Annotated in this window: 16 protein-coding genes; 11 read left to right on the top strand and 5 right to left on the bottom strand. The window is 70.3% G+C overall.

Going from position 1 to position 20,952, the window contains the following annotated elements; all coding sequences use genetic code 11:
- The 3 genes from DXK32_RS02695 to DXK32_RS02685 form a co-directional block, all read left to right on the top strand.
- Positions 1-1,293 (top strand): lipopolysaccharide biosynthesis protein (locus DXK32_RS02695; RefSeq protein WP_247876939.1); only part of this gene is annotated, 1,293 nt, incomplete at its 5' end.
- Entirely contained in the window at positions 1,280-2,506 is a 1,227-nt protein-coding gene (locus DXK32_RS02690; protein WP_114857100.1) for a glycosyltransferase family 4 protein, read from the top strand. The genes DXK32_RS02695 and DXK32_RS02690, both read left to right, overlap by 14 nt.
- Positions 2,503-3,846 carry an O-antigen ligase family protein gene (locus DXK32_RS02685; protein WP_114857099.1) on the top strand — a complete coding sequence of 448 codons (1,344 nt, stop codon included), beginning with the start codon at positions 2,503-2,505 and terminating at the stop codon, positions 3,844-3,846. Before DXK32_RS02690 ends, DXK32_RS02685 begins: the two co-directional genes overlap by 4 nt.
- 148 nt (positions 3,847-3,994) lie before the next feature.
- Here the strand turns inward: DXK32_RS02685 and DXK32_RS02680 are convergent, their stop codons facing one another.
- On the bottom strand, positions 3,995-4,687 hold the full coding sequence (locus DXK32_RS02680) for a hypothetical protein (RefSeq protein WP_114857098.1): 693 nt from the start codon (positions 4,685-4,687) through the stop codon (positions 3,995-3,997).
- A gap of 354 nt (positions 4,688-5,041) precedes the next feature.
- Here DXK32_RS02680 and DXK32_RS02675 point away from each other — a divergent pair, with 354 nt between their 5' ends.
- From DXK32_RS02675 to DXK32_RS02665, 3 genes are all read left to right on the top strand, one after another.
- Positions 5,042-5,815, top strand: coding sequence for a M48 family metallopeptidase (locus DXK32_RS02675; RefSeq protein ID WP_114857097.1), 774 nt, complete (start codon positions 5,042-5,044; stop codon positions 5,813-5,815).
- A gap of 184 nt (positions 5,816-5,999) precedes the next feature.
- Positions 6,000-7,034 carry an AAA family ATPase gene (locus tag DXK32_RS02670; protein ID WP_114857096.1) on the top strand — a complete coding sequence of 345 codons (1,035 nt, stop codon included), beginning with the start codon at positions 6,000-6,002 and terminating at the stop codon, positions 7,032-7,034.
- A complete protein-coding gene (locus DXK32_RS02665; RefSeq protein ID WP_114857095.1) occupies positions 7,024-7,920 on the top strand; it encodes a ParB/RepB/Spo0J family partition protein in 897 nt (298 codons plus the stop codon). The genes DXK32_RS02670 and DXK32_RS02665 overlap by 11 nt, the downstream gene beginning before the upstream one ends.
- A 55-nt stretch (positions 7,921-7,975) precedes the next feature.
- Here the strand turns inward: DXK32_RS02665 and DXK32_RS02660 are convergent, their stop codons facing one another.
- The 3 genes from DXK32_RS02660 to DXK32_RS02650 form a co-directional block, all read right to left on the bottom strand.
- On the bottom strand, positions 7,976-9,160 hold the full coding sequence (locus DXK32_RS02660; protein WP_114857094.1) for an HPP family protein: 1,185 nt from the start codon (positions 9,158-9,160) through the stop codon (positions 7,976-7,978).
- 89 nt (positions 9,161-9,249) lie between these two features.
- Complete coding sequence (locus DXK32_RS02655; protein WP_114857111.1) at positions 9,250-10,389, bottom strand: SbmA/BacA-like family transporter; 1,140 nt, start codon at positions 10,387-10,389, stop codon at positions 9,250-9,252.
- 115 nt (positions 10,390-10,504) lie between these two features.
- Positions 10,505-12,532 carry a methyl-accepting chemotaxis protein gene (locus DXK32_RS02650; RefSeq protein WP_114857093.1) on the bottom strand — a complete coding sequence of 676 codons (2,028 nt, stop codon included), beginning with the start codon at positions 12,530-12,532 and terminating at the stop codon, positions 10,505-10,507.
- Between the two features lie 346 nt (positions 12,533-12,878).
- Between DXK32_RS02650 and DXK32_RS02645 the strand changes: the two genes are divergently transcribed.
- Positions 12,879-13,865, top strand: a complete 987-nt coding sequence (locus DXK32_RS02645; protein ID WP_114857092.1) for an aldo/keto reductase — start codon at positions 12,879-12,881, stop codon at positions 13,863-13,865.
- 9 nt (positions 13,866-13,874) lie between these two features.
- Here the strand turns inward: DXK32_RS02645 and DXK32_RS02640 are convergent, their stop codons facing one another.
- Positions 13,875-14,750: a LysR family transcriptional regulator gene (locus DXK32_RS02640; RefSeq protein ID WP_114857091.1), complete on the bottom strand. Its 876-nt coding sequence runs from the start codon at positions 14,748-14,750 to the stop codon at positions 13,875-13,877.
- A gap of 107 nt (positions 14,751-14,857) precedes the next feature.
- Between DXK32_RS02640 and bla the strand changes: the two genes are divergently transcribed.
- The 4 genes from bla to DXK32_RS02620 all read left to right on the top strand — a co-directional run bounded on the left by bla (position 14,858) and on the right by DXK32_RS02620 (position 20,924).
- Positions 14,858-15,748 carry a class A beta-lactamase gene (bla, locus tag DXK32_RS02635; RefSeq protein ID WP_114857090.1) on the top strand — a complete coding sequence of 297 codons (891 nt, stop codon included), beginning with the start codon at positions 14,858-14,860 and terminating at the stop codon, positions 15,746-15,748.
- Positions 15,749-15,916: 168 nt separating this feature from the next.
- On the top strand, positions 15,917-16,672 hold the full coding sequence (gene dsrO / locus DXK32_RS02630) for a sulfate reduction electron transfer complex DsrMKJOP subunit DsrO (RefSeq protein ID WP_114857089.1): 756 nt from the start codon (positions 15,917-15,919) through the stop codon (positions 16,670-16,672).
- Positions 16,672-17,805, top strand: coding sequence for an NrfD/PsrC family molybdoenzyme membrane anchor subunit (nrfD, locus tag DXK32_RS02625; protein ID WP_114857088.1), 1,134 nt, complete (start codon positions 16,672-16,674; stop codon positions 17,803-17,805). Before dsrO ends, nrfD begins: the two co-directional genes overlap by 1 nt.
- A 14-nt stretch (positions 17,806-17,819) precedes the next feature.
- Complete coding sequence (locus DXK32_RS02620) at positions 17,820-20,924, top strand: molybdopterin dinucleotide binding domain-containing protein (protein WP_114857087.1); 3,105 nt, start codon at positions 17,820-17,822, stop codon at positions 20,922-20,924.
- Positions 20,925-20,952 lie beyond the last annotated feature (28 nt).

Here is a 20,952-nt window from a genome sequence, read left to right as displayed (position 1 = left end):
CACCGAGACGACACGGGTCGGCAGCGCATGAGGATGATCCCGGGGTCACTCGTCCGCAGCTTCTGGACCCTCGCCGACCAGGGCGTGGTCAGCCTGGGCATGTTCGCCATCAACATCCAGCTCGCCCGGACCTTCCCGTCGCAGGAATACGGGACCTTCGTCTTCTTCCTGTCGGTCCTGCTGGCGCTCCAGGTCGTCAACGTCAGCCTGATCCAGTACCCGCTGTCGGTGGACGGCACCGTGCTGGACCCGGCCAGGCGCCGGACCCTGGCGGGAAGCGCCGTGCTGCTCACCGCCGGATCACTGCTGCCCCTGTCCGGGCTGCTGGCCCTGGTCGGCTATGGGCTCGGCATGCCGGAGATGATCGGGCCGACCGTGCTCTATTTCATCGTCTGGCAGGTGCAGGAGATCGGGCGGCGCGGGCTGATGGCGGGGCTGAAGCACGATCAGGCGCTGTGGGGCGACAGCCTGACCTATCTGGGGCAGGTGGTGGTGCTGAACCTGATGGCCCTCGGCGGCCATCTGACGCTGGAGCGCGTGTTCGTCGCCATGACGGGACCGGCGCTGGCCGGGGCGGTCGTGCATTTCGCCATACTGCGCCCCGGCTTCGGCGGCCTGTCGGACCTGCCCGCGGTGTGCCGCCGCTTCTGGTCCATCGGGCATTGGGCGCTCGCCAACAACCTGTTCCTGATGCTGCGGGTGCAGAGCCTCGTCTGGCTGATGGCGGCGATGGACGGCATGGCCTCCACCGCCGCGTTCCAGGCGGTGGTCAATCTGGTGAACATCGCCAACCCGATCATCATCGGCATGGGCAACCTCGTCCCGCAGGTCGCCGCACGGGGACGAAGCGCCCTGTCGGACGACGGCGGCGCCCCTCATCCGGACGAGAAGGCATGGCTGGCGATCCGCGGCTACGTCGTCATCGGCGCGGCGCCGCTGCTGGTCTATTACAGCCTCGCCCTGCTGATCCCCGATCAGGTGCTGCACATTGTCTATGGCACGGCCTCGCCTTACGCAAACCAGGAGCTGCCTCTGCGCCTGCTCTCCATCGGGGCGCTGACCGGCTATCTGGCGGAGATGGTCTGCTCCTACTTCTACGGCGTGCAGCGCAGCCAGTTCGCGCTCGTGGTGAACGTCGTCGGCACGCTCGCCGTGTTCGCGGCGGTCGGGCCGCTGGCGGCGATGTACGGCGTCGCCGGGGTGTGCATGGCCCTGCTCTTCTCCAGCGTGCTGCGCGTCGGCGCGGCCCAATATTACCTCTCCAAGACGAGGACCGCCCATGTCGCCCGCTGACGGCAGCGCCGGACTGGCCTTCGAGGATGCCGGACTGCGCCCGCTCGACCTCCGGCACGTCGTGATCCAGCCGGCCATCGCCCACCCCTCCTCGGCGAACGGGCTGCACAACGTGGTGCGCTGCCTGATCGCGGAGCAGCGCGCCATGGGCGACGACGCCCGGCTGTTCCTGTTCTCCGACGATCCGGACGCCCTGACCGGCATCCCGGCGGACTGTCCGGCGCAGCGCTTCCCCCTCGGCGGACCGCGGCTGTCCGGACGGTCGCTGACCATCGCGGGGGCGACGCTGGACCGCCTGCTGGACGGCGCCGGGCCGGACACGGTGGTGCACATCCACGGCGCCGTGAAGCCGCTGTTCGCGGCGCTCGCCCGCGGGCTCCACCGGCGCGGCGTCGCCTATGGCGTGACGCTGCACGGCCAGTGCTCCCACGTCTATGACGGCGCGGGCCGGGTGCGGCGGCGCCTGCCCGCCGCGTGGCTGCGCGTCGTCGACGGCCCTGCCCTCGTCCGCGCCCGCTTCGTCCACGCCATCACGGAGGACGAGGCCGCCATCGTCCGCCGGGTGGCCCCCGGCGCCGCCGTCCGCCTCCTGCCCAACACTGCCTGGTCGGCGCGGCGCGGCGGCCTTCCCGCCGCCGTTCCGCGCGCCGCCCCGGACGGGAACCGGCTGACCTTCGGCTATTGCGCGCGCTACGAGATCGACCACAAGGGCGTGGACCTGCTGATCGACGGCTTCGCCGCCTACCGCCGGGCCGGCGGGCGCGGGGTGCTGGAGCTGGCGGGGTCCGGCCCCGCCCGCGCCGAGCTGGAGCGGCGCGCGCAGGCCCATGGCCTCGGCACCGACATCCGCATCCACGGCCCGGTCTTCGGGGCGGAGAAGGCGGCGATGATGGCGGGCTGGCACTACTTCGCCCTGACCTCGCGCTACGACGTGATGCCGACCGGCTGCCTGGAGGCTGCCCTGTCCGGCCTGCCGCTGATCGTGACGCGGGAAACCGGTCTCGTCCCCTATGTGGACGGTCACCGGGCCGGCTTCGGCATCCCGGACCTGACGGCCGGGGCGGTGGCCGACGCGCTGGCGCGGGCCGAGCGGGCCGGCCCCGGCATCTGGAGGGACATGGCGGCCAACGCGCACCGCATGGTCGTGGCGATCGGCGACTGGGGGCGGATCGCCGCCCGGCTGCGCGCCGCCGGCTATGGACGCCCGTCATGAGCGCCGTCCTCTCCACCCCCAAGCGCAGCCGGACACGGGTGGCGGACCTCTATCTGGGCTTCCTGATGGTGGTCCTTCTCGGCTACACCCTGGCCGGGCGCGGTTTCGCCTACATCGGGATGCCGCCCCTCTTCATCGGGGAGATCCTCCTGCTGACCGGACTCCTGGTCATGCTGCGGACCGGCGGCATCGTCGCAACGCTGTCCAGCCTGCCGGGAACGCTGCTGGCGATCCTGATCGTCTGGGTCCTGGCCCGCACCATCCCGTTCCTCGGCCTCTACAGCTTCGACGCCCTGCGCGACAGCGTGATCGTCATGTACGGCCTGTTCGCCTTCATCGTCGTCGTCGTGCTGTACGACGAGCCGGAGCGTTTGCGCCGCCTCGTGCTGGCCTATGGCAGCTTCGCGGTGCTGTTCGTGTCGATCATGCCGATCGTCTATCCGGGCTACCAGCTGCTCCAGTCGCAAATTCCCATCTGGCCGCGCTACAACGTTCCCCTGATCAGTCTGCGTCCGGGCGAGGTCGGCGTGCATTTCGCCGGGATCGCGCTGTTCGTCCTGCTCGGGTTCCGCCGCCTTGGCCCGGTGCAGTTGGCGTTGCTGGTGGTCGGGATCGCCATGGTCGCCGCGCACAGCCGTGGCGGAACGCTCGCCATCGTCATCCCGCTGTGCATCGCCCTGGCCATGGTGCCGCGCAGCCGCCAGCTCGCCCCGCTGCTGATGATCGCCGCGGCCATCGTGACCATCGCGGCCCTGCTGAATGTGGAAATCGAGGTGTCGTCGCGGAAATTGTCGGTCGACCAGATCGCCACCAACCTGATGAGCATCGCGGGCTCCGCCGATACCGCCAGCCTGGACGGCACCAAGCAATGGCGCATCATGTGGTGGGACAAGATCGTCAACTACACCGTCCACGGCGACTATTTCTGGAACGGCAAGGGGTTCGGCATCAATCTGGCCGACGATGACGGCTTCCAGGTCATCGACGAGGAGGAGGCGCAGGTGCTGCGCAGTCCGCACAACGCGCACATGACGATCCTCGCGCGGTCCGGCGTTCCCGGCTTCCTGCTGTGGGTGGCCATGCTGGGAAGCTGGGTGGCCTTCATGGTCCGCGCGTTCCTGCTGGCCCGCCGGCACGGCGACCGCGCCTGGGCGCGGCTGTTCGTCTTCCTGCTCTGCTACTGGCTGTCCATCGTCATCAACGCGTCCTTCGACGTGGCGCTGGAGGGCCCGATGCTGGGCATCTGGTTCTGGGTCCTGTTCGGGACGGGCATCGCCGCCGGCTTGATCCACCGCACGGAAATCGAAGGGCGGACGGGCGGGCGCCGGCTCGCCCGCTGAGGGGCGTGTAGCCCCGCGCCAGCTTGCGCACGATTCCGCCGCGGTCTTGGTTGAACCGGCCCCACCGCGGCACCCCTCGGGCTGCCCTCCCTGGGCGCCCCCCTTTTTCAGGGGGCGTCCTTTTCGGCGTGATGGAGCGACGTCGGGCTTACAACCCGTCGAAGAGAAGCTGGGCCGGCGGTTCGGCCTTGCGCTTCTTCTTCTTTTCCTTGGCCGCTTTCTCCGGGGGCACTTTCTCCGCAGCGGTCTTGTCCGGAGAGTCCGCCTCCAGGGCCATCTCGACCCGCTCCAATGGAGCCACCTCGGGCGCGGGGGCGGGTGATGCCGCCTCGACCGGTTCCGGATCGGCGGGCGCCACCGCGGCCAGCGCTTCCACAGGCGCCGCTTCCACGGGTGGCGCTTCCACGGACGGGGCGACCTCCGCCTCAACCGGCTCAACCGGCTCAGCGACCGGCTGAGCCGCCTTTTTCTTCTTCGGGCGGGCCGGGCGCGGTTCGATGCCAACCCCGTCCTTGACGCGGGCCTTGGCCTTGTCGCGGGCGACGGCCTCCGGAGCGTTCGGGTCGTCGTTCAGCCACTTGCCGCGCTTGATGACCTCGTTCACGCGGCCCTGGTTGACGCTGAGCTGGAACGCGATCTCCTGCTGCGTCATGTCGGTGGTGCGGTGAAGCTCCAGAATCTGCGCGGCAAGTTCCGGGGTCATCTTCTTGCCGACGACGCGCCGTGCCGGGCGAATCGACCGCTGGGCCTTGTCGCGCTCGCGCAGCTTGCCCAGGATCTCCAGGGCCTCCGTGTTGCCCGCCGTCTTCAAGGCTTCTTCGAATTCCTTGAGCGTCGCCACCCGTTCCTCCTGCCACCATCCACCCGCGGCGACACCATCGCATCGCCGGCCAACAAGACCGACTATACATGGAATCGCGCGGGCGGTTGAGAAGCCTCTTTCCGGGATATCCACAGAATGGCACGGCCGGAAGGGGACGGCGATGCGACGCTATTAGACGTCTAATCGACCAGCCTCGCCATTCGCTGCCACACGTCTGCCGCTCAAATCGGTTCCGCATTGGCGGAGACGGGAGGCAACATCCTGGCCCGGCAAACGTTGCGGCTTTCACAACACGGCCACCGAATTGCCCCGGCACAGCCCATCCGCCATCGGATAGGATGCGGCGGACAGAACCACAACGGAGGAACACCAATGCCGACCATGACCGTCCGACCCCTGTGCCTTGCCGCGGCGCTGGCCGGGTCCCTGGCGCTGGCCGGATGCGCCGGAAACTCGACGGGGCTCGGGCTGAATCTCGTCTCGCAGGAGCAGCTCGCCGAACTCGGCCAGCAGGACTGGCAACGCCTGATCCAGTCGACGCCGGCCACCACCAACGCCAGCCACCAGCGCCGCGCCGAGCAGATCTCCGCCCGGCTGCTGCGCGCCGCCTCGCTCGACCCCGCCGGCTGGGAAGTGCGCGTGTTCCAGGGCCAGGAGGCCAACGCCTTCGCCCTGCCCGGCCAGAAGATCGGCGTCTATGAAGGCCTCTTCCAATACGCCAAGACCGACGCGCAGCTCGCCGCGGTCATCGGCCACGAGATCGCCCACAATCTGGAAGGCCACGCCGCCGAGCGGGTGAGCACCCAGATGGCCACCGACGCCGGCACGAGCATCCTGGGCGCCGTGGCCGGGGCGAGCGGGGTCGGCGGCAGCGAGATGATCGCCGCGGCCCTGGGCACCGGCGCGCAGTACGGCCTGCTGCTGCCCTATTCCCGCAACCAGGAGCTGGCGGCCGACCGCGCCGGCCTGCTGATGATGGCCCGCGCCGGCTACGACCCGCAGGCGGCCATCGAGCTGTGGCAGAACATGAAGCAGGCCGGGGCCGAGCAGCCCACCTTCATGTCCACCCACCCCGGCACGGCGGACCGCATCGCCGCGCTGCAAAAGCTGATGCCCGAAGCGAAGGCGGTCTACAAGCCGGGCTGACCGGCGCGGCGGGCGGTGCTGCGGTCGCACCACCCGCCGGAACCCCGTCTCGCGAGAGAATCCCGCGAGAAAATTTTCTCGCCGAATGTTGACTCCCCTCCCCTGCCCCGGAGTCAACATTCCGGCTTGACCGCACTTCGGCGCCGCGCAAAAGTGGCCGCGGGGCAAGGCAGGGGAATGAACCATGCGCGGCGAGGACATCAAGGCGTTCCGGGAAAGCCGGACGCTGAACCAGCCGGATTTCGCGGCTTGGCTGAACGAAAAACTCGGCCGGAAATACGACAAGGCGAAGATTTCGCGCTGGGAGAACGGCAGCGAGAAGATCCCTGCCCCGGTCATTTCCCTGCTGCTGCAGGAGAAGATCGGCACGGTGACGCAGCATGGCCCGGCGCTGATCTGTGCGGCGGCCAACCGCAAGGGCGGTGTCGGCAAGACCGCCTTCACCGTCAACACGGCCACCCTGCTCGCCCGGCACTTCAAGGTGCTGCTGATCGACGCAGACCCGCAGGCCAACGCCACCATCCATCTCGGCATCAACTCCATCGAACGCGAGCGCGAGGAGAAAACCCTCTACTACGCGCTGAAGGCGTCCGTGGAGGCGCTGAAGGTGCGGGGGAAGGGGTTTGACCTCGGCGACTACATCGTCACCACGGAGAGCGGGCTCGACGTGATCCCCAGCGGCATGCGGCTGGGCGACGCGGAGGCGGAGCTGCAAAGCCAGTCGTCGGGCGACTGCGCGCTTCGGGAATGCCTGGATGGCGGAGCGCGGCAGAGCTACGATTTCATCTTCGTCGACACCCCGCCGCATTTCGGGATGCTGGCGCGCAACGCGCTGACCGCCGCCAACACCGTCGCCATTCCCTGCCAGACGGAGATGCTGAGCGTCGCCGGCGTGGAGTTCCTGCTGGAGAACCTGGACATGATCCGCCGCCGGGCCAACCCGGGGGTCAGCGTTCTCGGCATCCTGCCGACGATGTTCAACGCCCGGCTGACCCAGGATCAGGCGTCGCTGGACGACATCCGCACCCTGTTCGGCGCGAAGCTGCGCGTCTTCGGCCCGATCCCGCGGGCGACCGTCTACGCCCAGGCGGTGGCCGCCGGGCGCGCGGCGCTGGAGGCGGTTCCGGACGCGCCGGGCTACGAGGTCTATCAGGCCGTCGCCGACGCGCTGATCCAGGAACGTGCCTGCTTGCCGGAGGTGATGGCCCATGTCGCGTAAACTGGCCCGGACGAACACCGGCGTGCTGACCACCGCGGCGGCGGAGCGTCAGGCCCGCGAAGACGGGCAGGGCTTCAACCGCCGCGGCCCGGTCGTCGTGGAGATCGACATCGGCCGCATCGTCACCAACCCCGATCAGCCGCGCCGCCATTTCGACGAGGCGGACATGGAGGCGCTGAAATCCTCCATCGCGCAGCACGGGCTGGCCCAGCCGGTCGGCGTGCAGCAGTTGAGCGACGGGCGGTTCCAGCTCGTTTTCGGGGAGCGGCGTTTCCGCGCCGTTCGGGCGCTCGGCCACCCGACCATCTACGCCGTCACCGTGACCGGCGCGTCGGACGAGCTGGCGCTGATCGAGAACGTCGTCCGCGCCGACCTGTCTCCCTTCGAGGAGGGCGACGCCTACGCCCGGCTGATGGAGCGCCACGGCTACCGGCAGGAAGATGTCGGACGGATCGTCGGCAAGGACCGGGTGGACATTTCCCGCGCGCTGCTCATCAGCCGCCTGCCGCAGCGCATCCGCGACGAGTATCCGCTGCACCGCCCGGCGCGCTACCGGCTCGTGGAGATCGCGCGGCTGAAAGGGGAGGGGGACCAGCTGCGCGGCTGGGACGCTCTGGTCACCGAGATGACCCGGCGGTCCGCCGACGAGGAGGCTCCGGCGCCTGCGGCGGCAAAGCCCCGCGGCAACGCGGTTCCAACCGGCAGCGCCCTGCCAAAGTCGCTGGCCAAGATGGTGTTCGGGGCGCGCCAGACCGTCGCCAGCGTCCGTGAACAGGGCTTGACCCTGGCGGATATCGACCGGGAAACGCTCCGCGCGATCCGCGACGACATCGACGCGATCCTGAACGCCGGTCCGAATGCCGGGAAGGGCAGGGGAGGGGAGTGAGAAGGACCGGCTCCGCGAGAAAATTTTCTCGCGGAGCCGGGACGTCCAATACGGGTCAGCGGCTCGCCAGGGCCACCGGCGCGGCCGGGGGCCGGGCGCTCTCCAGCGATTGCAGCAGGTTGGTGCGCGCCATCACCAGCAGCAGGTCCGTCTGGGTCACCACCCCCAGCAGCCCGCCGTTTCCGTCCACAATGGCGACCTCGTGCGTGCTCCCGTCCGACAACGGGCCGAGCAGGCGGAAGGCCGGGGTTTCCGGGCCGGCGGTCACCGGCGGGGCCATCATTGCGGCCACCGTTGCGGCGTCCCCGACCAGATGCCGGTGCCCGACCAGACCGACCACCACGTTGCGCTGGTCCACCACCGGGAGGGTTCGGAAGCCGTGCTCGATCAGGCGGGCGCGGGCCAGCTCGGGATGGGCGTCCGCGTTCACCGTCACCACGTCGCGGGACATGATGTCGCCGCAGGTGATCCCGCCGTGCATCCGCTCCATGGCGTGAAGCTCGGCCTTCTCCAGGAGGGCGCTCAGGTCGTCGCGGTTGACGTCCAGCGCCTCTCCCAACTCGCGGATCGCCTCGTCCAAGTCGTCGGCGGTCAGGCCGGCGCGCGTTTGGGCGGGGGGATCGGCGGTGCCATGGCTGTTGGCCGGCTTGGGTGGCGCCTGGTGCGGGTAGGAATGGCCGGAGAAGCGATGGAACGTCCAGCCCGCCAGCACCAGCAGGATGGAGTTGACAGCCACCGGATAGAACACGAACTGCATCCCCGACGCCGCGATCGCCGGGCCGCCGATCACCGCGGTCAGGGCGGCGGCGCCGCCCGGCGGGTGCAGGCAGCGCGTCATCGACATGGTCGCGATCGCCAGCGCCACCGCCACGCCACCGGCCAGCATCGGATCGGGGATCAGCGCCGCCACCATCACCCCGACCAGCGCCGACAGGGTGTTGCCGCCGATGATCGACCAGGGCTGGGCGAGCGGGCTGGCCGGCACCGCGAACAGCAGAACCGCCGACGCTCCCATGGGAGCCACCAAGGCCGGCGCGCTGGTGATGTGGGTCAGCAGGTTGTGGCAGAGCAGACCCGTCGCGGCGAGCCCGAGCATCGCTCCGCAGCAGGCAATCAACCGGTCCTTCAGGTTGGCGCCGGGCAGGATGGGCCTGAACAGGGCAAGGCGGCGGCGGTTCTCGCGTTTCTTCAGCAGAGTGATTTTCCAGCGGCGCAGCAGATGCCGTATCTCGCGGTGCATTCGGCCCGGTCCCTCCCAAGGTTTCGACGTGCGGCGGCAGGATAGAACCTCAAGCTAAGTTGAGGTCAAACGGAAAGTGCCGGACCGCGTCACCGCTTCCGCGCGGTTGTGCCGCCATCGGAGCGAAAATCGGGAGCATCCGCCTTGACCGGGGGCAAGGGGGTGATCCCGTCCAGCGCCTCCTTCAGACCACGCACGCGCTCGACCGACGCCGTCCACTGGGCGACGGTCGCCAGATTGTCGATGGGCCAGGACAGCGCCGCGACGGCCTGCTGGAAGGCCTGCGCGGTCTGCATCATCACCCCCAGCGTGATGGCTCCGGCGGCGTAGCGGGGCGCCACCACCAGAATGGGAAAGACTGCGGACAGCACCGAATAGGACGCGCCGAAGGCCATCACGCGGACCAGCGCGCCGGTCTGCCGCTCCCAGCCGCGGCGCACCCCGTCGAACAGCAGGGCCATGCGGCCACGCTCCACGGCCTCGCCGCGCTGCCGGGCGATGACCGAAGCGTTCTCGCGAACCCGCGCCAGCCCGAAGCGGAAATCGGCCTCCAGTCCCTGCCGGCGCTCCGCCGCGCCGACCAGCGGCCGGGCGACGGCGAGGGCGGCGGTGGTCCCGGCGGCAGCGAAGGCCAGGGCGAGGATCAGCAGATGGCCGGGCACCGGGACGCTCACGCCGCCGATGGCGATAGGCACGACGCCGGACAGCCGCCACAGAATGCCGGCGAAGCTGACCAGAAGCAGCAGGCAGTAGGTCAACGAATGGCCGAGATCGACGGCGAGTTCGGTGACGACGCGGACGTCCTCGGCGATGCGCCCGTCCGGATTGTCGTGGTCGCCGGGGCGGGAGGGGAGGGCCTGCTCCCGCCCGTCCGACACCCAATCGCCGACCAGCCGCCGGGTCAGCCACGCCCGCCAGCCGAACTGGAGGCGCCGCCTCACCCACAGATGCGCCACGGTGACCGCGATGTTGTAAAGCAGGATGCCGCCGGCCGCCGCGGCCATCACCGGCAGGCGGTCCATCGCCCGCTGCTCCAGCGCGTCGAAGAGGCGCTGGCTCCACAGGTTCATCATCACCGGAACGGACACCTGCGCCACCGTCAGGGCCAGCAAGGCCGCCGCCAGCGACCGCACCGACCAACGGCCCCGTCCCGACCAGTAGCCCCCGGCCAACCCGGCGAAGCGCCGGATGAAGCCGGGGGCGGTCCTCAGGGAAGCCTCTCTCACCATGACCGACCATCCCGGCCGCCCGACCGAGGCGCCCGACATTCGCGCCTCGGTTCAGCCTACCACCCTTCCGACGGAGGGGAACCGGAACAAGCGGTGATCCCCTCATCCCGCCGGATCAGGCGGCCCGGACGGTGGCGATGAAGCTGCGGACCTCGCTGCGCAACCGCTCGGCCTCGGCGGCCAGTTCCTCCGACGTGCCGTGGACATGGCTGGCGGCATTGCCGGTCTCCGACACCGCCGTGCTGACGCCGGCGATGTTGCGCGACACCTCCTCCGTCCCCTGGGCGGCCTGGGACACGCTGCTGGCGATCTCGCGAGTCGCGGCGGCCTGCTCCTCGATGGCGGCGGCGATGGTGGTGGCGATCTCGCTCATCCGGCCGATGGTCTGGCCGATGCTGCCGATGGCCTTCTGCGCGCCGCCGGTGGTCTGCTGGATTTCCTGCACCTTCGACTGGATTTCATCGGTCGCCCTGGCGGTCTGGTTGGCCAGCGCCTTCACCTCGCCCGCCACCACCGCGAAGCCCTTGCCCGCGTCGCCGGCGCGGGCGGCCTCGATGGTCGCGTTCAGCGCCAGCAGGTTGGTCTGGGCGGCGATGCCGCTGATGATCTCCACCACCTGTCCGATCTGCTCGGCGGCGGTGACCAGGGCGCGCATGGTGCGGTCGGCCCCCTCCGCGTCGGTCACCGCCTGACCGGCGATGCGGGTGGAGATTTCCACCTGCTGGCCAATCTCGGCAATCGAGGCCGACAGTTCCTCCGTCGCGCTGGCGACGGTCTGCACGTTGGCCGAGGCCTCCTCGGAGGCGGAGGCGACCAGCAGCGAGCGCTCGCTGGCGTCCGCCGCGGTGCCGGACAGGGTGCTGGCGGCGTTGTGCATGCCGCCGGCGGCGCTCGCCACCGCCTCGACGATGCCCTGGACGGTCGCCTCGAAGGTGTCGGCCATGCGGATCATCGAGGCGCGGCGCTGCTCGGCGGCCTGCCGTTCGGCCTCCTCCTGGGCCTTGCGCATGCGCTCCATCTCCTCGGCGTTTGACTTGAAGACCTGAAGGGCGCGGGCCAGCGCGCCGATCTCGTCCTTTCGCCACCCCTCGTCCACCTGCACCGTACGGTCGCCCTCGGCCAGCCGGCCCATCGCCCCGGTGATGGCGCCGAGCGGACGGGTGATCGCCCGCGAGATCATCCAGGCCAGCAGCAGGCCCAACGCCACGGCGGCGGCGGTCACCGCGGCGCCCTGCCGCTCGGCGGCGGTCACCGCGGCGGCGGCGCTGACCTCCAGCCCCTTCAGGACCTCGGTGGAGTGCCGGCGGATCGAGCCGATCTTCCCGTTGATCTGGGCTCCGGCGCGGGTCAGCGTGTCGGCGTTGACGCGGGCCATCTCCTCGGCGATGGCGGCGATGCGCTCGATGCCCGCGGTGTAGCGCGGCAGCTTGGCGAGCACCTCGGTGCGCTTCGCGGCGCCCGGGGAGTCGGTCCAGCCCTTGGCTTCGCCCTCGACGTCGGCGGCCACCGCCGCCAGATCCTGGCGGATGCGGACCAGATCCTCGGGCTTCGTCTCGGTCACGAAGCGGGCGACCAGAACACGCACCAGCAGATACTGCTCGCTGACCCCCGCGGCCTGAACGGTGCGGTCCAGATTGCCGGTCTGCCGTTCGGCCGTCACCAGATCGCTCAACGTCCGACGGATGTCGGCCCCCAGCTTGTTCACCACATCCGCGACGATGCCGTCCCGTTCGGTGCGCAGGGCGACCAGTCGGTCGAAGCCGGTCAGGAAATCCCGTTCCAGCCCGCGGATCTCGTCCACCGCCTGACGGTCGCCAGAGTCCCCGATGCCGGGGGCCGCCTTGTCCAGATGCCGGCGGAAGTCGCCGGCTGTCGCGCGGAAGCGGTTGGCAGCACCGTCCGTCCCGGAGACGAGAAACTCCGCCGCCGCCCCCAGCGCGTCGGACAGCGCGGTATCGGCCTCTCCCAACGTCACGGTGATGTCGGACTGCGCCGCGTAGCTGCGCAGCGCCGTATCGTTGGACCGAAGGCCACTCCAGGAAACCGCCCCCAACGTGACCAGCAGGGCCAGCGTGACCCCGAAGCCGGTGTAGACCTTGGTTGCGGTGCGCAAGTTGGCGAAAGCACGAAGGGAGGTGGTCATGATGGGATGTCCTGCCTGGGGGTTTCTTCCTTGGGGGTATTTTTTGTTCGGCGTCGGTCGCCCGCACCGGATCAAATCATTCTCAAATTCCGTACCAACTCCCAATCCCCACGCAATTGCTGTTCCACCCAGCAAAATTCCCGAGCGGGCCGCCCGGTTGTTTCTTCCCATCCGTTGCAAAATGCCAACGCGCTCCCATCCGCGTCGCAAATTGCCACGCCAGCGTCGGCAGGTTGCGAATGGGAACGCCGTGACCCTCCCCGTGTTGAGGGCCGGTGTTGAGGGAAGCGCCGCCAGAGCGCACACTGCCCCCTCTCTGCACCCGCGCATCAACGAGAGGTCGATCATGCCGGACAGCAAGCATTTCGCTCCGCCCGGACCCATCGGGTTTGGTGGCGCTCCGCTCGGCAACATGTTCGAGGAGGTGCCGGACGACGTGGCGGAGGCCACGCTGGCCGCCGCCTGGGACGCCGGCATCCGCTATTTCGACACGGCCCCGGAGTACGGCCCCGGCATATCGGAGCACCGGTTCGGCCATGTTCTGCGCAACCGGCCGCGCGACGACTTCGTCCTGTCCACCAAGGTCGGGCGCCTGCTGCGGGCCGACGCCAGCAAGGGCGGCCAGCACGGCCCCTTCGTGAAGGGGCTGCCCTTCCGCGTGGACTACGACTACACCGCCGACGGGGTGCGCCGTTCCATCGAGGACAGCTTGCAGCGGCTGGGCATGGCCCGCATCGACATCGCCTACATCCACGACTGCGCCGAGGACGCCCACGGCGACCGCTGGCTGGAGGTGTTCGACACCGCCATGAAGGGCGCCGCCGTGGCGCTGACCCAGCTTCGCGAGGAGGGCGTGATCCGCGGCTGGGGCCTGGGCGTCAACCGGGTGGAACCCTGCGTGATGGCGCTGGAGCGCGCCGATCCCGACGTCTTCCTGCTGGCCGGGCGCTACAGCCTGCTGAACCAGCCGGCGCTGGACACGCTGTTCCCGCGCTGCCAGGAGCGCGGCGTCCATGTGGTGGTCGGCGGCCCCTACAACTCCGGCCTGATCGCCGGGGGCAAGAATTTCGAGTACCAGGAGGCTCCGCCGGACAAGGTGGCGGCGCGCGACCGTCTGGCCGAGATCGCCAAGCGCCACGGCGTGGACCTGCGGGCGGCGGCGCTGCAATTCTGCGCGGCGCACCCGGTCGTCGCCTCGGTCATTCCGGGCACCAAGAACCCGCCGCGCGTGCAGGAGAACATGGCCCTGATGAAACAGCCGATCCCGGCGGACTTCTGGCGGGAGTTGAAGCAGTCCGGCGTTCTGCCCGAGCAGGCGCCGACTCCGGCCTGAGATTCCGGCCTAATCATCCGCCCGGACGGCGGCGGCGATCCAGTGGCGGAAGCTCTGCATCGCCGCCGTTTCGGAGCGGGAGTGCAGGCGGGTCAGCCAGTAGCGGCCCGCCGGCACCTCGATGGCGAAGGGACGGACCAGCCGGTCGGTGGCCAGATCGTGCCCGAACAGCCGCGCGGGCAGCAGCGCCACCCCGGCGCCCATTGCGGCGGCGGCGGCGATGGTGGGCGAGGAGTCGAAGACCGGGCCGCGGATGGCCGGGCAGGGCACCCCGGCCAGCGCGAACCAGCGCTGCCATTCCTCAATCCGGTAGGAGCGCAGCAGCACCTCCCGCGCGAGGTCCGCCGGGGTGAACAGCCGCTGCGCCAGCGCCGGGGCGCAGAGTGGGGTCAGCGGCGCGTCGAGCAGCGGCACCGCCTCCACCCCGTGCCAGGAGCCATCGCCGAAGCGGATGGCGAAATCCAGCCCTTCGCCAGCCAGATCGACCCGGTTGTTGTTGGTCAGGATGCGCAGGTCGACCGCCGGGTTCGCCGCGGTGAAGGCCGGCAGGCGCGGCAGCAGCCAACCCGTGGCGAAGGTTCCCACCACCCCGACTGTCAGCACCTCGTGGTAACGCCCGTCGGCGAAGCGGTCGAGCGTCGCGCCGATGCGCTCGAAGGCGTCCATCAGCACCGGCACCAGCGCCGCCCCCTCGTCGGTCAGGGCGAGGCCGCGCGGCAGGCGGCGGAACAGGGTGACGCCCAGCCGCGCCTCCAGCGTGCGGATCTGCTGGCTGACCGCCGCCTGGCTGACGCACAGCTCCAACCCGGCGCGGGTGAAGCTGAGATGGCGGGCCGACGCCTCGAAGGCGCGCAGCGCGTTGAGCGGAAGCTGGGGACGGGCCATCGACAGCCATTAGTTTTTCTTGTGGCTTGTGAAAACTATCATCGTTTGTTCCGACGCCGGGAGCTTTTTATCGTCCGCCCATCGACACGGCATGACACGAGGACACGATGATCGGACGGCGGGCTTTCCTGGCCGCGGCGGGCGGCGTGACGCTGCTGGCGGCGACCGGCGTGAAGGCGGAGAAACCCAGGACTTTCGGGGACAAAAGGCTGGCGGACGCCATCGCCGCGCTGGAAAAGCGCAGCGGCGGGCGGCTGGGCGTGGCGGTGCTCGACACCGGCACCGGGCAGCGCTTCGGGCAGCGCGCGGACGAGCGCTTCCCGATGTGCAGCACCTTCAAATTTCTTTTGGCTAGCGCCGTCCTGAAGCGGGTGGACGAGGGGCGCGAGCGGCTGGACCGGCGCATCGCAGTGACCAAGGCGGACATGGTCCCCTACGCCCCCTTCGCCGAAACCCGCCTCGACGGTCCGCCCCCCACGGTGGCCGAACTGTGCGAGGCGACGATGACGCTCAGCGACAACGTGGCGGCGAACCTGCTGCTGCCGGCGGTGGGCGACCCCGCCGGGCTGACCGCCTTCCTGCGCACGCTGGGCGACCGGAAGACCCGGCTGGACCGCAACGAGCCGTCGCTGAACAGCGCCATCCCCGGCGATCCCCGCGACACCACCACGCCCGCGGCGATGGTCCACAGCATGGAGCGGCTGATGCTGGGCGACGCGCTGACCCCGGCGTCGCGCGACCAGCTCATCGCCTGGATGGTCGCCAACCGGACCGGCGACAAGCGCCTGCGCGCCGGCCTGCCGAAGGGCTGGCGCGTCGGCGACAAGACCGGCACCGGCGTGCGCGGGACGGCCAACGACATCGGCATCGTCTGGCCGGAGGGCAGGGCGCCCCTGCTGATCACCAGCTACCTGACCGAGACGCCCGACAGCTTCAAGGAACGGGACGCCACCCACGCCGGCGTGGCCCGCGCCGTCGCCGACGCCCTCAAGGGCTGATCCACGCCGGACACTGTGCTCCGCCCCCTGCGGCATGTCGTCACTGGGGTTTACCCTAAGAAGTGTAGGGATGCCCCCAATGGGAGTGGGGACAGGGCGCCGGTACCCTTCGCACCGTAGGGCCGCGGTTCGTCGCGGCCGAAGGAATCAGGTGCGAAGAGGCCAGCCATGGACCGATCAAGGCGCAACTTCTGCCTCGGCGCCGGCGCCACGACCATCGGGGCCGTGACGGTGGCTGCGATGCCCGCCGCCGCAGCAGCCCCCGGCGCTGCGTCGCCCCGCCGCGACGGCGATCCGGCGCACCGCTGGGCGATGGTGGTGGACGTGGGCAAATGCGTGGGCTGCCAAGCCTGCACGGTCGCCTGCATCATGGAGAACGATGTCCCGGAAAACAGCTTCCGCACCATCGTCTCCACCTACGAGGTGACCGAGCAGGGCAAGGCCGGCAGCTACATGCTGCCGCGCCTGTGCAACCATTGCGAGGACCCGCCCTGCATCCCCGTCTGCCCGACCGGCGCCACCTTCCAGCGCCGGGACGGCATCGTCGTCGTGGACAACACCGTCTGCGTCGGCTGCGCCTACTGCGTCCAGGCCTGCCCCTACGACGCGCGCTTCATCAACCACGAGACCCAGACCGCCGACAAATGCACCTTCTGCGTCCACCGCGTGGAGGCCGGGCTGCTGCCCGCCTGCGTGGAAACCTGCGTCGGCGGCGCCCGCATCTTCGGTGACCTGAACGACCCGCACAGCGCCGTCGCCACCCTGGTCCGAGAGGAGAACCCCAAGGTGCTGAAGCCGGAGCAGGGGACCCAGCCGCGCGTCTTCTACCTCGGCCTCGATCCCCGCTTCCAAGGGAAGGTCGACGGCACGCCGACGCTCTGGCGGCCCACCAGCCAGCCCCATTCCCAGAAGGAGCACGCGTGATGGACAACCACATCGTCGAGGTCATCAACGTGACCCGCGAGGTCGCGTGGCTTCCCTGGGCCGTACAGTATTTCTTCCTGATCGGCCTGTCGGTCGGCGGCCTGCTGCTGAGCCTGCCCGGCTACGCCTTCGCCCGGGCGGATTGGCGTGCGCTCGGGCGCATCGCCCTGCTGGTGGCGCTGACCTGCGGGCTGGCCGCCCCGGTGGCGCTGCTGTCGGACCTCCACCAGCCCGGCCGCTTCTGGCATTTCTACGTCGTGCTGCGCCCGACGTCGTGGATGTGGTGGGGGTCGATTTTCATCCCCCTCTACGTCACCGTCCTGCTGGTCTACGGCTGGGCGTGCTTCCGCGAGGAGTTGCAGGCGCACGGCCGGGTGGACAGCCGCCTCGCCGCGCTCTACCGGCTGGCGTCGCTGGGCGGCGGGCGCAACGACGCGCTGATCCGCGCCGCCGGCCTGTTCGCCCTGGCTGGCGCGCTCCTCGTCGCCCTCTACACCGGGGCGGAAGTCGCGGTGGTCAAGGCGCGCCCGCTGTGGCACACGCCGTTCCTGCCCGTGCAGTTCCTGCTGACCGCGCTGGCCGGCGCCGCCGGGCTGGTGCTGCTGCTGAACCGCTTCGCCGCCGGCAACGACCGCGCGGTGGAGGTGCGGGCGAACCGGCTGCTCGCCGGCGTCCTGGGCGGCGTCATGCTGGTCGGCGCGCTGTGGCTGGCGCTGGGCCTGTTCGGGCTGGACGCCACCCACGCCGAGGCGCTGGGCAGCGTCGCCGGGTCGGAGGCGTGGCGAGTCACCGCCGTCTGGGCCGTCGCCGCCACCGCGCTGCCCTTCGCCATCGCCGTCGCCAAGCCGGCCGGGACGGGCCTGCTGACCGGGCTGATCGCCCTGCACGGCGCCTGGATGTTCCGCTGGACCGTGTTCATCGGCGGCCAGACCGTGCCGAAGACCGGCGCCGGCTTCTACGACTACGCGCTGCCCGCCGGTCCGGAGGGGCTGCTGGGAATCGTCGGCACGGCCGGACTCTGGCTGTTCCTGCTGATCGCCCTCACCGCCATCCTGCCTTCCCCGCGCCGCCCGGCGCCCGCTCCGGCCCGCGCCCCCCGGGCGCCCGCCGGACCCGTGGCCGCCGCCGAGTGAACGGAGCAACCATCATGTCGATTTCCCGTCGCCTTCTCCTGAAGACCAGCGCCGCCGGCGGCGCGCTCGCCGCCTTCGCGGGTGGCTTCTCCGACACCGGGCGCAAGCTCGTCAAGGGCGCCTGGGCCGGGGACAAGCCCGACCATGCCATCTCCGGCAACGCCCCGGCCCCCGAATTCCGCGTCGATCCGGCGACCGGCGCCCTCACCCCGACGCCGGGCCAGATCGTCGCCAACGTCGCCTGCCTCGGCTGCACCACCCTGTGCGGCGTCCGCGTCCGGGTGGATGTGGAAAAGAACAAGGTGCTGCGCGTCGCCGGCAACCCCTACAGCCCGCTGTCCACCGATCCCTTCCTGCTCTACGGCACGCCGATCAAGGAGAGCTTCAAGTCCCTGTCGCGGCTGGACGAGAAGGGGCTGAAGGGCCGCTCGACCGCCTGCGGGCGGGGCAACGCGGCGCTGGAGATGCTCACCTCGCCCTTCCGCGTCGCCACCCCGATGAAGCGGGTCGGCCCGCGCGGCTCCGGCCAATGGGAGCCCATCGCCTTCGATAAACTCGTGGAGGAGATCGCGGAGGGCGGCGACCTGTTCGGCGAAGGTCCGGTGCCCGGCCTGCGGTCTTTGCGCGACCTGAAGACGCCCATCGATCCGGCCGCCCCCGAACTGGGGCCGAAGGTCAACCAGGTGGCCCTGCTGTCCTCGGTCAACGACGGGCGCGACCCCTTCGTGCGGCGCTTCTTCAACCAGGCGCTGGGGACGATCAACTATGTCGGCCACGGCTCCTACTGCGGCGGCGCTTACCGATCCGGGTCGGGGGCGGTGTTCGGCGACGCCAAGAAGATGCCGCACGCCAAGCCGGACCTGCAGAACGCCGAGTTCGTTCTCTTCATCGGCACCGCCCCGTCGAACGCCGGCAACCCGTTCAAGCGGCAGGCCATGCTGCTCGCCAAGGGGCGGACGGACGGCGTTCTGAACTACGTCGTCGTTGATCCGGTGCTGACCAACGCCGACAACCGCGCGGCGGGGGAGCGGTCCAACTGGATTCCCATCCGGCCCGGCACCGACGGCGCCCTGGTCATGGGCATGATGCGCTGGATGTTCGAAAACGGGCGCATCGACACCAACTATCTCGCCCAGCCCAACGGCAAGGCGGCGGAGGCCGCGGGCGAGGCCGGCTGGTGCAACGCCACCCATCTGGTGATCCAGCAGGCGGGCCACCCGCGCGACGGGCGGATGCTGCGCGCCTCCGACCTCGGCTGGGTGACGCTGGGCGAAAAGGAGCGCTACGGCGCCAAGGACGCCTTCGTCGTGCTCGACCCCAGCGGGACTCCGGTGGCCCACGACGCGCTGATGGGGCCGGCCGCGCTGTTCCACGGCGGGACGGTGGCGACCCCGGCGGGCGACGTCGCGGTGAAGACCAGCCTGACTTTGCTGCGCGAGCAGGCGATGAAGCTCGACCTCGCCGGCTACGCCGACGCCTGCGGCATCCCCGCCGACGTCATCGCCGGGCTGGCGCGGGAATTCACCAGCCACGGCAAGAAGGCCGCCGCCAACACCCACGGCGGCATGATGGCCGGCAACGGCTTCTACAACGCCTTCGGCGTAGTGACCCTGAACACGCTGATCGGCAACCTGAACTGGAAGGGCGGCACCATCTTCGGCGGCGGGCGCTTCCCGGACGAGCAGGACGGTCCGCGCTACAGGCTGGCGAGCTTCCCCGGACAGGTGAAGCCCTCCGGCACCGCCATCAGCCGCCCCGTCCCCTACGAGAAATCCAGCGAGTTCAAGGCGAAAAAGGAGGCCGGCAAGCCCTATCCGGCCAAGGCGCCCTGGTACCCCAACGCCCCGCAGCTCACCACCGAGTATCTGACCAGCGGCGTGGTGGACGGCTACCCGTACCCGCTGAAGGCCCTGTTCCTGTGGAACAGCAACCCGGTCTACGGCATCCCCGGCGTGCGCGCCCAGGTGGAGGCGAAGCTGCGCGACCCGAAGGCGCTGCCGCTGATCGTGGCTATCGATCCCTTCATCAACGAATCCACGGCCTTCGCCGACTACATCATCCCCGACACCGTGCTGTACGAGACCTGGGGCTGGGCGTCCCCCTGGGCGGGCGTGCCGACCAAGACCTCGACGGCGCGCTGGCCGGTGGTGACGCCGCGCACCGAACCGCTGCCGGAGGGCCGGCACGTCCAGATGGAAACCTTCCTGATCGCGCTGGCGAAGCGGCTGGACCTGCCCGGCTTCGGCCCGGACGCCATCGCCGACATGGACGGCAACACCCACCCGCTGGAGCGGCCGGAGGACTGGTACCTGCGCGGCGGCGCCAACATCGCGTGGCTGGGCGAGCAGCCGGTGCCCGACGCCACCGACGAGGACATAGCCCTGTCCGGCGTCGCCCGCGTCCTGCCGGCGCTCCAGGCGGTGCTTAAGGAGGAGGAGTGGCGCAAGGTCGCCTTCATCCTGGCGCGCGGCGGGCGCTACCAGAACCAGGCGGAGGGCTTCGAGGGCGACAGGGCCACCCACCGCTTCAAGGACGGGCTGCTGGTCTACAACGAGGCGGTCGGCGCGGCGAAGAGCAGCGTCACCGGCAGGCGCTGGACCGGCACCGCCACCTGGACGCCTCCGGCCTTCGCCGACGGCACGCCGATGCGGCAGATCCACACGGCTGAGGACTGGCCCTTCCAGCTCATCAGCTCGAAATCGGTGCTGGTCAGCGCCTACACCATCGCGGCGAGCCGCCTGCGCCACCTGCACCCGGAGAACCCGGTGGGCATCAACGCGGAGGACGCGCGGCGGCTGGGCATCGCCACCGGAGACCGCATCCGCATCGCCACGCCCGGCGGGTCGGAGCTGGCGACCGCCATCGTCCGGCACGGCGTGATGCCCGGCGTGCTCGCCGTCGAGCACGGCTTCGGCCACAAGGAGTTCGGAGCGCGCCCGCACGTCATCGGCGGCCACAGCCAGCCGGTGGTGCCGGAGATCGGGGCGGGGGTGAACATCAACGATCTCGGCCTGCACGACCCGACCCGTCCGGGCGCCTCGGTCTGGGTCGATCCCATCGCCGGAACGGCGGTGCGCCAGGGCCTTCCCGCCAAGATTGAGCGCGTCGCCGCGGCGTGAGTCATGGATCCCCTTTGAAATCCCCTCT

The organism is Azospirillum brasilense (assembly GCF_003349955.1).
GTDB lineage: Bacteria > Pseudomonadota > Alphaproteobacteria > Azospirillales > Azospirillaceae > Azospirillum > Azospirillum brasilense_B.
The sequence above is the reverse complement of the archived record's forward strand: the minus strand, read 5'-3'. Positions and strand labels throughout refer to the sequence as shown.